A 15,042-nucleotide genomic window follows, 5' to 3' on the forward strand; every position below is an offset into this window, starting at 1 on the left:
AATGATTGGCTATTCACTTATCAAGAATATAAGCACTTAGACATACCAAATACCACCAATTCTATTGAAGGGTTATTCAGTGAGTTAAAGCGACAATTACACAGTCATCACGGTCTAAATGAGCAGCGTAAGCTGCGGTTTATTAAAGACTTTTTAGGGTCAAAGACACTCAAATAACATGAATTATGTCCATTAGCGACTACCTTCTACTTTTTAGCATGAATTTTGTCCATTACACCGTTTTTTTGTTTCTATAATTAACCATTCCTACGATAAAGTGCTTTAAGAATTCTTATTTGCCGCCTCATCATAAAGCTCGCGCACTACTTCTCCAATCACTGCAATACCATCAGTGAGCGTCTGCTCATCCGCGGCGATACTCATGCGAATACATTCATGCGCGTGCTGATAGTCGCTGACATCGACACCAGGGAAGAAGAACTGACTTGGTACGACGAGCGTACCTTTTTCTTTAAGACGCTCATATAGATCAAGCGTGGTAATCGGCAAATCTTTAAACCATAGCCAAAAGAATATCGCACCCTCTGGCTTATGAATCATCAATGGATAATCGCCCAATGCTTCTTTCAAAAGTCTCACAGCCAGTTTTGCTTGCTGCTGATAAAACGGCTTGATGTCGTTGTCCGATAGTTGCTTGATACGGTCGTTTTCTACCAGTGGCTTGGCAATGGCAGCACCAAAGCGGGTAGGGGCTAGATTGACCACCGCATTCATAGCGCTGACAGCTGCAATCACTTCAGGAGCCGCAACGATGATGCCAGTGCGCACGCCCGGCAAGCCAATCTTGGAGAGACTAAAGCAAAGAATCGTATTATCATCCCAGTTTAAATGCGCATCTGAATAAATGATATTAGGGAAGGGCATACCATAAGCATTATCGATAATCAGTGGGACATCGTAGCGTTTGGCAATCTCGGCTAAATGATCCATTTCCTCATCAGTTAACACGTTACCGGTTGGATTGGTCGGACGTGAACAGCAAATCGCGCCAATACGACCCTCTTTTAATGCTGGCAAATTCTCTAATGCCTCAAAATCCACCCGATATTTAAAGAAGCCTTCTTCGCCATCATGAGTGACTTCATCGATATGCGGCAACACCGACATAAAGTGTTGACCATCGACGTGTACATCACTATAGCCAATATACTCAGGGGCAAGTGGTAGCAGGATAGATTTGTCTACGAACTGGCTGTCTTTATCTTGACCATGCTCATCAAGCTTATTATCACTGAAGGCCCCGCCGAACAGATTAAACAAGAAGAAAAAAGCATTCTGTGAGCCATTGGTCAGTGCAACATTGTCCGCGCTCAAGTTCCAATCATAATGGCGATTAAAGAAGTCGACCAACGCATCAATAAACGCCGCGTCACCTTGTGGATTTGAGTAGTTACTCATGCTATTAAGCGCAGTGTTGTCCGAGTGCTTCTCTTTTACGCTGGCGTCTTGTTCGGCATTGAGGATATCTTGCCCAAGCGCTTGATAGGTCTGCAAAAACATTTCATTGACCGCATCGATACGCGCAGGGTTACCACCACCAAGCATATTGACTGGCTGATCGCTTTTTAGCGCATCGCCCAGATCATCCATCAATTGTGAGATGCCAGTCGGCTGGGTAAATTTCTGACCAAATTTTGAGAATTTCATAAGGTTACCATGCTGTTTTGGAGGAGGTTGTCATGTTATTTGATTGATAAAGTGGCGCTAGTATATCAAATGACGGCGACGAGGTGAGTAAACAACCTTGCTTGATGCACACCTTAATATACAAGAGCTTGTCCGATATCTAACAAACGCTAACACATCCTCAGCTATAACCCTTATATAGTAAGTTTTAAATAAAAGAGCTATTACTAAAAAAGGAGTCCCTTATGAAAGCCGTATTACTCGATGAAAAAAGATTTGCTACCGACCTTGCGCGACCTACCCCCGAAAAGATAACCGACTACATCACCTTTGAAGAAACCCCACAAGACAACAAAACCATCATTGAGCGCTGTCAAGATGCCGACATCATGATTAATGGCTCCCTACGCATCGAGCGCGAAGTGATTGAGGCGCTACCCAATCTCAAGCTCATCCAGCTCCTCTCTGTCGGCTCCAACCATATTGACAAACAAGCCTGCGAAGACAACGACGTCAAAGTCCTCAACGCACCAGATTTTGCCAGCGCCACCGTCGCCGAGCACACCATGATGCTACTACTCAGCGCCATGCGTGCCAGTATCCATTATCACGGCAAAGTCAAAAGTGGCGAATGGAAGGAGAAGGGGCGAGCCGACATTATCGATGCTGAGGCCATTGACCTCGAGGGTTTAACCATCGGTATGATTGGTATCGGTGATATTGGCAAGCGGATCACTAAGCTTGCCAAAGCTTATGACATGAATGTGCTGTGGGCAGAGCGCCAAGGTCGCAAGCCTCGTAATGACGACTACACCGATTTTGAAACCGTCCTGAGCAAGTCCGATGTCATCACCATACATTGCCCGCTCACCGAGGAAACCAAACATCTCATTAACCAAGACACCCTAAGCAAAATGAGTAAAAAACCGCTACTGGTCAACGTCGCACGTGGCAAGATTGTCGATAGCGAGGCCTTAGCTAGCGCAGTCAGACAAGAGCAAATACTTGGCTATGCTACTGACGTATTCGAGCATGAACCTGCCGGCGAAAACGATCCGATTGTCCAGCTTGCCAATGAAGGTCATCCTCGCATCATTCTAACCCCGCATATGGGTGCAGGCAGCCGAGCCTCGCAGGTCAAACTATGGAAGATAATCACTCGGCAAATAAATAATTTTATTGAAAATAATCAGAGTTAAAGTGGCTGGGATGTGAATTGAGAAGGTTTTGGTTTGCGGTTTTGGGGTTTGATGTTTTGAAGATATTTGGGTTTTGGAGCTAATCCTGCTTTTCGCTTGTAGTTGGTAGTCTGCGGCGCACAGCACCTAAACACAGTAGCGTTGCTGTTGCCTCGATACTACTCCTGTGCAAGGTGCTGTAAGCGCCACAGTCCACCAAGCTACCGCTTCAATCAGGGCTAAGAAGCCTTGCTACGGCAATATTCACTACGATAATTAAAATCTTAACTTGAGTTCGAATTTAAGCGGTAGCATCAATAAATCAAATAATCTATAGAACTAAATAGACTCTATCAAGAAGGGATTATCTATGTGATGTTGAGGTAAAAAGTAGTAATCTTAATAGCGGATGGACAGAATGCATAAATGAAGAAGGGTATTATCTCTTTGAGAGTAATACCCTTTTTTAAACTTTATAATCACTTAGGAGCATTCTAAATTGCTAAAGGCAAGCTTTTTAACTACATTGGGCATATATCCTGTAAGAGCTGGCTGATTTTCTAAACCTAGTAAATCGTAAATTTGACCACCTATACCTGGTATGACTTCGCCCTCACCATTCTTAACATCGTCCTCAGCAAAAAATACAAACTTAAACTTACTAGATATTTCTTCAGGAAACTCCGCTTTTAGTTTCCTTCTAGAGTCCTTGTGAGCGACAGGAGATAGAATAAATATATTCTCAACATTTTTTATTTTGTCTAACATCGCAATAAGGTTAGTACGAACGACACAACTCCCTGACATAACAGATTTAACAATAATTACACTCTGCATCTCTTCATAGTTTGGTTCAATAAAACTATGTAATATGGGAGCTACACTATTTTTACTTGGTAACTGATAGTGGTGATTCCAAAATACAGCTAATTTTGTATTTATTTCATGGCGCTTTAACACTGTTGAAACACCATACTGAAGAAAATCAGCATCTTCAGCAGTAGAAACTACGATAGCGCTTTTACAGCTAGCTTCAGTAAAGTCAGATAAAACTGACTCAGCTAAGAGTCTACCTAACTCTGTCATAGTTGATTGATATGCTTTAGGCGTACCTATACTTTCCAAAAGACGGTCAAGTTGCTTTCGGGCTGCAATTGTAGCAATAGGTGTATAAATTCTACTCATTTTACCTCTCCCATTTTAGAGGAGTTTAGAGATTGTTTAATATCATCGCCAGTAACTGATAGCATCAAACTTACTAACTCTTGAATACTTTTAGTGTTATCTACTATAGATTTAGGTACTTCATTCAAAGATTTTATACTACATGTAACTTTAAACATTTGGTTTATAGTCAAGATTAACTTATCATAGTTTAAACTATACATGACACAATGTGAATTGTTTGTCAATATTTGTTGTACCCAACTAGGCAGTTTGTGCGTAGAAGTACGGAACTTTATGAAAGGATTCGGATTCGCATTAGACTCAGCTTGCCTAAATATATCGCTAATAGTTGTATGTTTACCAGCCTGTAAAGACCCATTTATTAAAGTCACAGCGTAATCACATTCGTTGCTAGAAGGGTTCTCTATCAAAGTAGCGACGTAATGATACAACTTAGTATTATGAACTAATTCATAGATGTTAGGATGAAACTTGAAATATTCACAAGCATCCTTGGATTTTAAATCATTAGGAATTTTTTCTTTATTTTCTAAAGTACGAGCTTCATCGGAAACTAGTAAGCAATTCTTAGTAGAATTAACTTTAAACAAGCTAGTATCAATTGCTCTTTGTTTTCTAAATCTATCAGCGATATCTTCTGTCCATTTAGCAGCGTTACCTGATGAGTTTTTCGCCTGAAAATTGTACTTTATGTTTTCTTCGTAGTCTATATGACATAAGTCATCAACGAAACCAATAGTTTGCGAGGCAATGATTTGATTATTACAATCATGTGGGTACTTATTGGCTATCTCGAAGGTCTTGTAAAGAAGGAATTGGTTTTCATAATCTCTTCCTTTCTCATTATTGAGACCACCTTGATGAATATTCTGTAGCTTTCTAGAAGCATCTTGACCGTATGTACTGTGTACAAAAGCGATAATATCTTCTTCAGGGGGGACAATCATTAAATAGCCTGCGTGAAAATTATTTTAATACGTTAATATATACGAAGATACAATTATCAACAAGTGTAGGTTTAATATTTAGGACATTTCATATCCAACTAATTTATATGTATTGATGCTTAATGGATATGCCTAAGCGAAATCTTCAATAAATATCTATCAGAGATATAAACTAACTAGATTTTTTCTACATAAAAAAACTGTCATCTTCTAAAGTCTATTGATGTTTCCATTGTAAATAAATTACTATTTTTTCAACGCTTTTCACCTCAAATCATAGCCCGAACCCTTGCCATAATCCCTCGTCCAATCACCAATCTCACATAGATAATAGCGATGCCAAATAGCAAGGCAACTAATGCTGCGCCGCCGATTCCTAAGCTCGTCCACGGCACACTAAAGCGTAGGTTAAACCATTGGGTAATCGCAGCCCATGCGCCAACGCTGGCGATAATGACCGCAAATGTCGCCGCACTGATACCAAGCACGCCTAATTCTAGGATATTGAGCATATATAAATCGCGCTTTTGCATCCCTAATAGCCTAAATGAGGCGCTCTCCGTCATGCGATCTTGCGAGGTGGACAGGAGCGAGCTAATCAACACCATGACGCCCGTCAGCAATGCCAGCAGGGTAAAGACATAGACCAAGCGGCTCATTTGTACCACCAGCTCTTGGACTTGTTCAGCGATTGCCGTACCGTCGATGGTAGTGACGGCAGGGAATTCGCGTACCAGTTTACCTTGCAGCTCTGGGATAGCATCTTCTGCCACATGCGCGGTGGCAAATTGGATTTGCGGAGCAGCAGATAGCACCGATGGCTCAAACAAGAAATAAAAGTAAGGGCTTGGGCCGCGCTCGTAACGAGAGCGAATACTGGTAATCTGACCAACGATTTCGATACCTTGAATATTAAAACGAACCTGATCGCCCATACCGACATTGAGCATGCCTGCAGCAGTATCTAAAATAGACAGTGGTGCAATCTGTGGCGTTTGGCCTTGTTGACCATCAGCTTCGATAGCCTCGATAGGCGAGTACAGCTCATTATCTTCTACCGCATCAGTAATAAACTCAGTGTCCATCACCGTATCTGCGTAGCTTAAGTTAAAGACGCGAGTAGGCTCATCAAAGCCATCCGCAGGTTGAATATCTTGCGCGGGTACATCATTTGCAGTCACCACGCGGGCGCGAATGACAGGATAGTAGCTCACTGGCGCACCGATTAACGCATCAATATCTTCATGTTGATCGCTTTGTACATCTAGCAAAAATAAATTGGGTGCATCTTCAGGATACGCATTAATAAACTGGGCATTGATACTATGATTGAGCGTGGTGATGAGCGTGAGGACAGCCACTGATAGCGATAGGGTGACAAAAAACAGCGCAGATTGGTTACCTTTACGCGCAAGGTTATGAATGGCAATGCGCTTCATCCAACTGATATCAGTATTCATTGCAAATTTGGTCAGCAGCCATAGCCAAGCGCGTGCCAATAGCCAAAATATCGCCACAAAGGCAATTAGACCAGCGAGTAGCTGCGCGCCAAATGTTAATGAGCCAACTTCATAAGCAAAAAACGCATACAGCCCTACCAGCATCAGCCCGTACCATAATAGGGGTAAGCGTCGATACCAAGGCAGGTTTTGTGATTGCTGGCTAGCACCTTGATTGAGCAATGTTGCAGGCTTAGTAGTGCTGAGAGTGCTTAAGCCACGCTGAGCAATCAGTAAGGTCAGTACGAGAGCAATGATGATGGTTTTGATTATACTGACAGGGTTGATGGCTAGGCCAACGTCTGCTGGCAGGATGGCAATAAGATACGGCTGACCAATTTGCAGTAAGCCGAAACTCAGGATACTCGCTGCGATACAAGCGATAACTGTGGTCGCTATCAATAGTTGATAATAGCTACGTTTGAGAGATTTAAGAGGCTCACCTAAGGCCAAGCGAATCGCATTATTGGACTGTTGCTTGGTCACAAAAGCTGTGATGACCCCATACATCGCCACCGCAGATAATAGCAATACTGCAATGACCAGTAGTTTTAAAAACATCAATACATTGTCAGAGATGCGTGATATTTGCGTGTCCTCTGAATCGATATCAGACAGCCTAATATCAGGGTAGCTGGTCAAGGTTTGCTCTAATTGCTCACGTAGCGGCTCTATGGTCTCAGCGTCTCCTGCCATCTCAATGCGATAACGCACGCGGCTACGTTGACCGAGTAAGTTGGTTGCCTTCAGTGCGTCCGCTTGCATGAGGACATGCCCGCCAAAGTCAAAGGCACTGAGCGGACGATCCGGCTCTTTGGTCAGCACATCGCTGATCGTAAATTGCCCTTCGCCAATAGTAATGCTATCGCCAATACTCGCATTAATACCTTGCAGGACTTCTGGCGCGACGACCACAGTATCAGGCTTGAGCTGTTGCCATAACGGTTTGCCCGAATCCGTTTCTGCTGTTCCATATAGCGGATAAGCAGGCGTGATGCCTTTGACACGCACCAGCAAGGTTTGCTCTTCGGTGACGATCATAGAGCTGAACTGATGATCGTAGACGATTTGGTTGTCAGGCAAGGTTTGAACTAGCTTTAAAATGTCCGCTGGCCATTCTTGATTGCTCTCAAGGATCAGATCACCACCGATTAGCGCGCGCTGATTGTCAGTGATATAGCTATCAACAGACTGCTGAATAGAGTCAAGAGTGAGGTAGGTGGCAAGCGATAGCGTGAGCGTTAATAAAAACAGCACCGGATATACCCAGCGCCGCCACCAGCTACGACTTAACGCTTGCGAGCCTAGATCGCGAGTGAAAAGTTGGCGTATCATGCTACCAGAATAATTTGACTCTTTATCCATGTTATCCATTAACTTTCGACCCATCTATCATACCGTCATGCATGGTAATAACGCGATCCGCCATTTCGGCAAGCGCAGGATCATGAGTCACAACGACGAGTGCTGAACCCGTCTGCTGGCGTAAATCTAATAGCAGATTCATTACTTGGTCAGCATTTTGCTCATCTAGATTACCTGTCGGCTCATCAGCAAATACAATCTTTGGCTGCGATACCAGTGCCCGTGCCACCGCCGTGCGCTGTTGCTCGCCGCCTGATAGTTGATTGGGCAGACTATGACGTCTATGACCCAGATCGACGGCCTCAATCAATTCATTGACGCGTGCTTTATTCGGACGTCGAGCGATATCAAGCGGGAACGCAATGTTTTCCGCCACCGTCAAAGTTGGCAGTAGATGAAAAGACTGAAAAACAAAGCCCATATCACGTTGACGAATGACAGCGAGAGCATCTTCATCAAGACTGCTTAATGTCTGTCCAGCCAGCTCAACCGAGCCGCTATCAGGATAATCTAGCGCTGCCAGCAAACCAAGCAAAGTTGATTTTCCTGAGCCTGATTTACCCATAATCACTACAAACTCGCCAGCATCAACATGAATACTGACGTCTTTGATAATAGACAGCGATTGTTCCCCGACTTGCACGGTTTTATTGAGATGCGAGGCGGTTAGTAGGGCTTGCTGTGCAGAATTTGGTATAGATTCTGATATTGGTGTTGACGATGGTGCAGTCGGATTTGATAAGGTCATTACAGGGTCTCAGTTGACGTAGTGTCTGTTACTTGCACTGGCTTGCTAAGTGTTGTTAGTCAGTCGAATCAGTTGTTTTCATTCTCTATAAGGGCTTCTTCTACAAGGGCTTCAAGCTTAGGCGCTAAGATTGGCAGGATATTATCATTAACGATAATCGTGTAGCCATCTTTGGTTGGATGAATGGCATCAGCTTGGTTGAGCTCAGGGTCGCCGCCCACACCATCTAAGAAGAATGGAATCAGCGTGACGTTCATATCTTTAGCGACGCGAGGGTAAATCGCGGCAAACGACTGTACATAGTCAGAGCCAAGATTGTCATAAATCTGCATGCCGCCCAAGATGACTTCACTGCCATTGTCTTGCAAGCGTTTAACGGCGGTACGGATATTGGCTTCAACCGTTGCGACGTCAATACCACGGATAGCATCATTCGCACCGATGGTCAAAATAGTAATGTCAGGCTTGGTCTGTGCCACCCAGTCCAAACGATTAACCAAGCCCGTACTGGTTTCCCCACTTAGACCTGAATTGACAACTTTGACATTCTCGTAGCCCATTTCCTTTAGCGTTGCTTCTAATTGGGCAGGGTAATTGTCGTTAGGGTCTACGCCTAAGCCTTCGGTCAGAGAATCGCCAAGTGCTAAAATGGTGAGTGGTGCTTGTTGCTGCTTATTCGTCACTACTGTTTGTTCGGCGTTGTTGGCTTCCACCGTTTGGTTAGTGCTTTGAGTGTTGTCAGTTTTATTTGATTCAGGCTCTTTTTGACAACCGCTAAGGGTCATGACGACTGTCAAAATAGCCAATACTGGTAGGTGTCTAGCGAAACGCGAGGGTAAATTCATGATGTTATGCTGTCCTATATACGATTCAATCAGTGTAGCAAAATAAGACAATCACCAATATTACCCTAAGGTTATTTTATTCTTTTTTGTCATTAAGCCTTTTGTCCATCGACCATAACCGGACGGCTCACCATCCAAGCGACCACTACGTTAATAACCATTAAAATTAACATAAGGAACAGCGGTAAGTCCCAGCTGCCAGTTGCTTCGTGCAGCCAACCAGTGCCCAGCGGACCAAAGAACGCAATCAAATACCCAACAAATTGAGCCATACCAGACAGCTCGCTAGATTGATTGGTGGTATAGGTCCGTAGTGAAAACAGCATCATACTTAGCGTAAAAATAGCGGAGCAGCCGATGCCCATAAGGCCTGACCACAACCATGCTAAGTCAGTGGATAAATAGCTGACCCCTAAAATACCAATAACATTTAGTACAGCAGCGAATACGGCCAGTGCCTGAATAGGGCGACCACGGTTTACCAGCCACGTTAGGCTTAAGATAGCGATTGGTGCCATAAATTGAAACACCGAGCCCATTTGGCCTGCTTTGACGGCGGAGAGTCCTTTGCTCACCCAGATAGAGGGCAAGAAACTGGCAACCGTATAAAATAGTAAGGACTGCAGACCCATAAACACCGCAATTTGCCAAGCAAAAGGCGTGCGCCACATGGATATATCTGAGGATCCTGCTGTCGGCAGGACAACTGCTTGATGACTGGAGGAGCCCAAACGCAAACGTAAAAATATCCAAAGTACAATGGCAAAAACACCTAGCAGTGACCAACCTCCCAATGCCCACTGCCAACCTACCTGCTCAGACAGCGGCAATACGACGCCTGCGACGATGCCAGCCGATACCGTCATCGTTAAACTAAATATGCCTGTAATCAGCGGAATATGATTTGGTGTACGCTGCTTGATAACGGGTGCTGCTAAGGTGTTGGCAAAACCAATAGCTAGGGTCAGTAGCAAAGTGCCACTTAAAAAGCCAATCCACGTAGGAACGACAGAACGTAGCACCATGCCAAAGGTCAGTAGTGCAACCATCACAATGAGTGTGTTCTCAAGTCCAAAACGTTTGCCAATTGATGGCGCAATAAGCGCGCCTACTGCAAACGTCAGCATAGGTACCGCGCCCAGCCAACCAATCTGTATCTCGGAGATACCGAGCGCCTCTTGTACAACTGGCGCAATAGAGCCAAGGGCAACGATTGGTGCACGCATATTAGTGGCGAGTAAAATCATGGCACATAATACGAGCCAAAAAGTAAAGCGTGAGGAGGACAGCTTAAATGACTGCGCGTTAGAAGAGGTAGACATAGCAGCACGACTATTAGAATAAGAAAAAAACACGTTATTGAGCAGCGCCGATAGAGTCGTCGCTTATAAATAACACCAAAGAAAATGCACCGAAGTGGTGAGTGAAACGGTAACACAGAATGAGAGAGCACTTACAGAGCGTAAGGCATACAAGCTTGATATTCGATTAAATAAGGTAAAAATAATATATAGGCAATGATTTGAAATAGCTCATTGCGTTTTAAGCTGGCTAAAAACAGCCATTTATAAAATATTTACTAATAAATGAATAGCACAACTAAAAATAGCGCCAGCCCCTTTCAAAGGACTAGACGCTATTATAAGAACAGATGTTAGGTAAATACTACCAGCGTATGGTAACAAACGGATGGTTTATACAGATTTACCTAATTGAGCGGCTTTTAACGCGCTTTCTTGTTGTTCTGCGATGAGAGAATCACATTTATTGGGATCGTTACCACAGAATGAGCAGTTTTCATCACCCATTAATTTAGCAACGCCGCCACAAGACCCTCTAAGCGGCTTTTTTTTCACCATATAGCCGATGCCCATAAATATAAAGAACAATACAAATACGGTAAAGGTAATGGCAAGCATGGGAAGCAGTTGATTCAGCATAGAGGAAACCTCGTTTTTCAAAAATAGAGGTGCTATCTTTATTTATAGAGACAACACCTTAATAGTATAGCAAATTTTCGCAGCGCTCGTTGCAGCTTATCTTCCGGTTTACAGTACTACGACTGTCATTTACATCGGTTTGTCAGTGCGTAACGCTTGCATCGCAGGGGTTTGCACGACCTGCCAATTATCCTTGCTATCGGAATTTTTGTCATGACCAGCTAAGTCTTCGGGATTTACATTGTCAGCCAGTACGACAAACAAAGCCGCCAGATTCTGCTCTTTGGCCAGATTTAGCGCCTTTTCATAAGGCATTGCAGTGAGGGCGGTTGCCCATGCATCAGCAAGCGCCACTGAATCAGCGGCCACCGTTACCGAAGGTGCACCGCCTGCGATAGGCTCGCCCGTCGTTGGGTCAATCGTATGGCTATAGCGCTTACCATCGAATATGACTGAATTGCGATAGTTACCAGAAGTCGCAAGATACATCTGGTTGGCAGTATTCATTGGCTGACGAATCGCTGATATGGTCTGACGTTCACTCACTGTACTGTCTTCGATAGGCGCATCAATAGCGATTTGCCAAGGCTGCTGTTGATTATTAACGCCAGAGCTCGCAATCTCACCGCCTATCTCCACCATATAATTACGAATTTGATAGTCATTTCTGAGTACGTCGGCGATGACGTCGACACCATAACCTTTGGCGACAGCTGAGAAGTCTAAACCGACACCGTCTTTGGTTTTGTAGATAGTATTATCTTTTTTTATGACACTTTTAAAGTCTACCAATGCTTTTGCTTGAGCAATCTCACTTGCCGTTGGCGGGCTTTGTAAGCGCTCAATGGTCATCGTACTACCAAAACCCCAAGTGTTTATCAATGGCATCACCGTAGGATCGAAGGCACCACCAGACTGCTCATAAACCGTCCGCGATACCTCGAGCACGTGACTAAAATCTGCATCAATAGTAATGGGCGTGTCTTTACCCAATCGGTTGAATGTAGAAATGGTTGAATCGGCTTGATAGGTCGACATACTGTCATTGATTTGCTGCAAGCGTTCATCAATTGACGCCTGTATGGCGGCTTCATCACCATCGGCTGGCAACTGGTAGCTAATATGATAGCTGGTGCCCATCGTTTCACCGATCAGGTAATTATAATCTGGTTTTTGTGGCTGGCAAGCAGTGAGGGTTAACGCACTGGCAACACCAATCACGCTAAATAAAGTAGCGCGAGTCGTTTTAGTGATAGATGATGAGTCAGTTGATGAGTAAGATATTAAAGTTTTCATAGGTTCTTTTTTATAGCAGAGGGGTGGGTGAGGCATCGGATTTGCATTGCCCATTTTACACCCCTTGCGACCAATAACGCCAATCACGTTATGGTTTAGTGGCTCTTATACCCATAAAACAGTATGGTTGATATGGCTTATTATCAATAAACCACCGTTCTTTATTTTACTTGTGATTCACGAATAAGTTTATATAGCTTTGGCGGAGACAGTCGATTGACGGTGGTGGCGAGTTTTTCTTTACGACCTGCCACGACGATATATTCTTCCCCTTTAGTCAGCGCTTTGAGCACTTGCTTAGCAAAGGCAGTAGCCGTCAACCCCTGATTGGTCGCTTCATCCATCGTTCCTTGTGCACTGCCATCACCCGTTAGTGCATTGATAGAGATATTGGTTTGAATAAATCCTGGGAATATCGTCACTACCTCGATGCCTTGGTCGTGCAATTCTGCCCGCAGACTATTTGCCCACATATGAATAGCGGCTTTGGCTGCGCCGTAAGCACCGCGATATTGGGTGCCGAGCAAACCTGCGACACTGGATATCATCACAACTTTACCGCCACCTTGTGCGATCATCTCTGGCAATACCAATCTGGTCAGCCGAGTTTGCGCAAAGTAATCTATCTCCATCAATTGACGCTCTACGTCTTCCGTGGTTTCCATAATGAGTGAGCGCTGACTGATGCCAGCATTATTGATAAGCCAGTCGATTTGTCCTGTTTGTTCTATCGCTGCCTGGTAGGCTGCTTTTGTTTGCTCGGCATCACTGATGTCAAAGGCGATAACGATATGCTTTTTGCTAGATTTACAGCTTTTTTTGACCGCTGCTAATTTTGTCTCATCACGACCACTTAAGATAATCCGAGCACCGCGTTTGGCAAAAGCAATGGCTAGGGCTTCACCGATACCGCTAGAGGCGCCGGTTATCCAAATGGTTAAGTCTTTTACTTTGGTTTTCATAAGAGTCCTTTCTTGGTTTGTACACGATTTATATCAACAACCCATAATATAGGATAGCGTCTATGAGAGATTATTTAAATTTGTAGTTTGTATAGTGAAAAAAATTTAATCAAAAAAAAGAGCCTCAATTGAGACTCTCTTTTTAGATATAGCTTTTAAGATACTTTCTTTACTTAACCACCAAAGTCATCAAGTAAGATGTTTTCATCTTCCACACCCAAGCTGTGTAGCATATCGATGACAGCAGCGTTCATCATCGGTGGCCCACACATGTAGTATTCACAGTCTTCTGGGTTTGGGTGGTCTTTTAGATATTCTTCTAGCAAGACATTATGGATGAAGCCAGTGTAGCCATCCCAATTGTCTTCAGGAAGTGGGTCAGATAAGGCCACATGCCACTCAAAGTTATCAAACTCTTCTTCTAGTTGATCATAGTCTTCAACATAGAACATCTCACGAATAGAGCGAGCACCGTACCAAAAGCTAATCTTACGATCAGAGTTTAAGCGTTTAAGCTGATCAAAGATATGTGAGCGCATTGGCGCCATACCAGCACCACCACCGACGAAGATCATCTCAGCGTCAGTATCTTTGGCAAAGAACTCACCGTAAGGACCTGACACGGTGACTTTATCGCCAGGTTTTAAGCTAAATGTCCAAGAAGACATCTGACCTGGTGGAATACCGTCAGGGCCACGTGGTGGTGGACTGGCAATACGGATGTTAAATTTGATGATGCCTTTTTCGTCGGGATAGTTGGCCATTGAATAAGCACGAATCACAGGCTCATCAACTTTTGAGACATATTTGAAAATGCCAAACTTTTCCCAGTCTTCGCGATACTCTTCTTGAATATCAAAGTCTTTATAGTGCACTTCATGCGGTGGCGCTTCTAACTGAACATAACCACCGGCACGGAAATTGACTTCTTCGCCATCTGGAATTTTGAGCACCAACTCTTTAATAAAGGTAGCAACGTTCTCGTTAGAGACAACTTCACATTCCCACTTTTGTACATCAAAGAACTCAGGGTCAATCTCGATTTTCATGTCTTGCTTAACGGCTACCTGACAGGCTAAACGCATGTTATTACGGATTTCGCCTTGAGTAAAATAGCCTTCTTCGGTGGGCAGGATAGAACCGCCACCTTCAATAACGCGGCAACGACACTGCGCACAAGTACCACCGCCACCACAGGCTGAAGATAAAAAGATACCTTCACTTGCTAGTGTTTGCAGTAGTTTGCCGCCTGCTGGGGTCACAACATCATTATCGGGATTATCATTGATATGGATAGTAACATCGCCTGAACTGACCAATTTTGAGCGTGCCGCCAAAATAATGGCGACAAGGCCCATGATGATCACAGTAAACATAGCAACGCCACCAATCGCCGTAGCGTAATCCATGGTAGGTATCCTTAATCT

General features: G+C 44.0%; 12 protein-coding genes. 1 reads left to right on the forward strand and 11 read right to left on the reverse strand.

The genetic code is table 11. From position 1 onward, the window contains the following. Positions 1-282 precede the first annotated feature (282 nt). The gene (locus QL919_RS12915) at positions 283-1,668 is read right to left on the reverse strand and encodes a valine--pyruvate transaminase (RefSeq protein ID WP_290189890.1); all 1,386 of its coding nucleotides are present in this window, start codon (positions 1,666-1,668) and stop codon (positions 283-285) included. Between the two features lie 224 nt (positions 1,669-1,892). On the opposite strand from QL919_RS12915, the gene QL919_RS12920 reads away from it, so the two are divergent. After that, positions 1,893-2,846, forward strand: coding sequence for an NAD(P)-dependent oxidoreductase (locus QL919_RS12920; protein ID WP_290189891.1), 954 nt, complete (start codon positions 1,893-1,895; stop codon positions 2,844-2,846). Positions 2,847-3,308: 462 nt separating this feature from the next. Here QL919_RS12920 and QL919_RS12925 read toward each other — a convergent pair whose 3' ends face one another. From QL919_RS12925 to nqrF, 10 genes are all read right to left on the reverse strand, one after another. After that, on the reverse strand, positions 3,309-4,010 hold the full coding sequence (locus QL919_RS12925; RefSeq protein ID WP_290189892.1) for a hypothetical protein: 702 nt from the start codon (positions 4,008-4,010) through the stop codon (positions 3,309-3,311). Continuing rightward, positions 4,007-4,960: a hypothetical protein gene (locus QL919_RS12930; protein ID WP_290189893.1), complete on the reverse strand. Its 954-nt coding sequence runs from the start codon at positions 4,958-4,960 to the stop codon at positions 4,007-4,009. The genes QL919_RS12925 and QL919_RS12930 overlap by 4 nt, the downstream gene beginning before the upstream one ends. 269 nt (positions 4,961-5,229) lie before the next feature. After that, entirely contained in the window at positions 5,230-7,824 is a 2,595-nt protein-coding gene (locus QL919_RS12935; RefSeq protein ID WP_290189894.1) for an FtsX-like permease family protein, read from the reverse strand. A gap of 1 nt (position 7,825) precedes the next feature. Further along, complete coding sequence (locus QL919_RS12940) at positions 7,826-8,533, reverse strand: ABC transporter ATP-binding protein (RefSeq protein ID WP_290189912.1); 708 nt, start codon at positions 8,531-8,533, stop codon at positions 7,826-7,828. Positions 8,534-8,640: 107 nt separating this feature from the next. After that, a complete protein-coding gene (locus tag QL919_RS12945) occupies positions 8,641-9,417 on the reverse strand; it encodes an arylesterase (RefSeq protein ID WP_290189895.1) in 777 nt (258 codons plus the stop codon). 92 nt (positions 9,418-9,509) lie between these two features. Then, complete coding sequence (locus QL919_RS12950; protein WP_290189896.1) at positions 9,510-10,739, reverse strand: MFS transporter; 1,230 nt, start codon at positions 10,737-10,739, stop codon at positions 9,510-9,512. A 372-nt stretch (positions 10,740-11,111) separates the two neighbouring features. Beyond that, positions 11,112-11,357 (reverse strand): (Na+)-NQR maturation NqrM, encoded by a 246-nt coding sequence (nqrM, locus tag QL919_RS12955; protein WP_290189897.1) that lies wholly within the window; start codon positions 11,355-11,357, stop codon positions 11,112-11,114. 129 nt (positions 11,358-11,486) lie between these two features. After that, positions 11,487-12,653, reverse strand: coding sequence for an FAD:protein FMN transferase (locus tag QL919_RS12960; protein WP_290189898.1), 1,167 nt, complete (start codon positions 12,651-12,653; stop codon positions 11,487-11,489). 161 nt (positions 12,654-12,814) lie between these two features. Beyond that, the gene (locus QL919_RS12965; RefSeq protein ID WP_290189899.1) at positions 12,815-13,615 is read right to left on the reverse strand and encodes an SDR family oxidoreductase; all 801 of its coding nucleotides are present in this window, start codon (positions 13,613-13,615) and stop codon (positions 12,815-12,817) included. A gap of 173 nt (positions 13,616-13,788) precedes the next feature. After that, positions 13,789-15,024: an NADH:ubiquinone reductase (Na(+)-transporting) subunit F gene (gene nqrF, locus QL919_RS12970; RefSeq protein ID WP_290189900.1), complete on the reverse strand. Its 1,236-nt coding sequence runs from the start codon at positions 15,022-15,024 to the stop codon at positions 13,789-13,791. Between the last annotated feature and the right edge of the window lie 18 nt (positions 15,025-15,042).

It is taken from the genome of Psychrobacter sp. APC 3426 (assembly GCF_030408035.1).
Lineage (GTDB): Bacteria > Pseudomonadota > Gammaproteobacteria > Pseudomonadales > Moraxellaceae > Psychrobacter.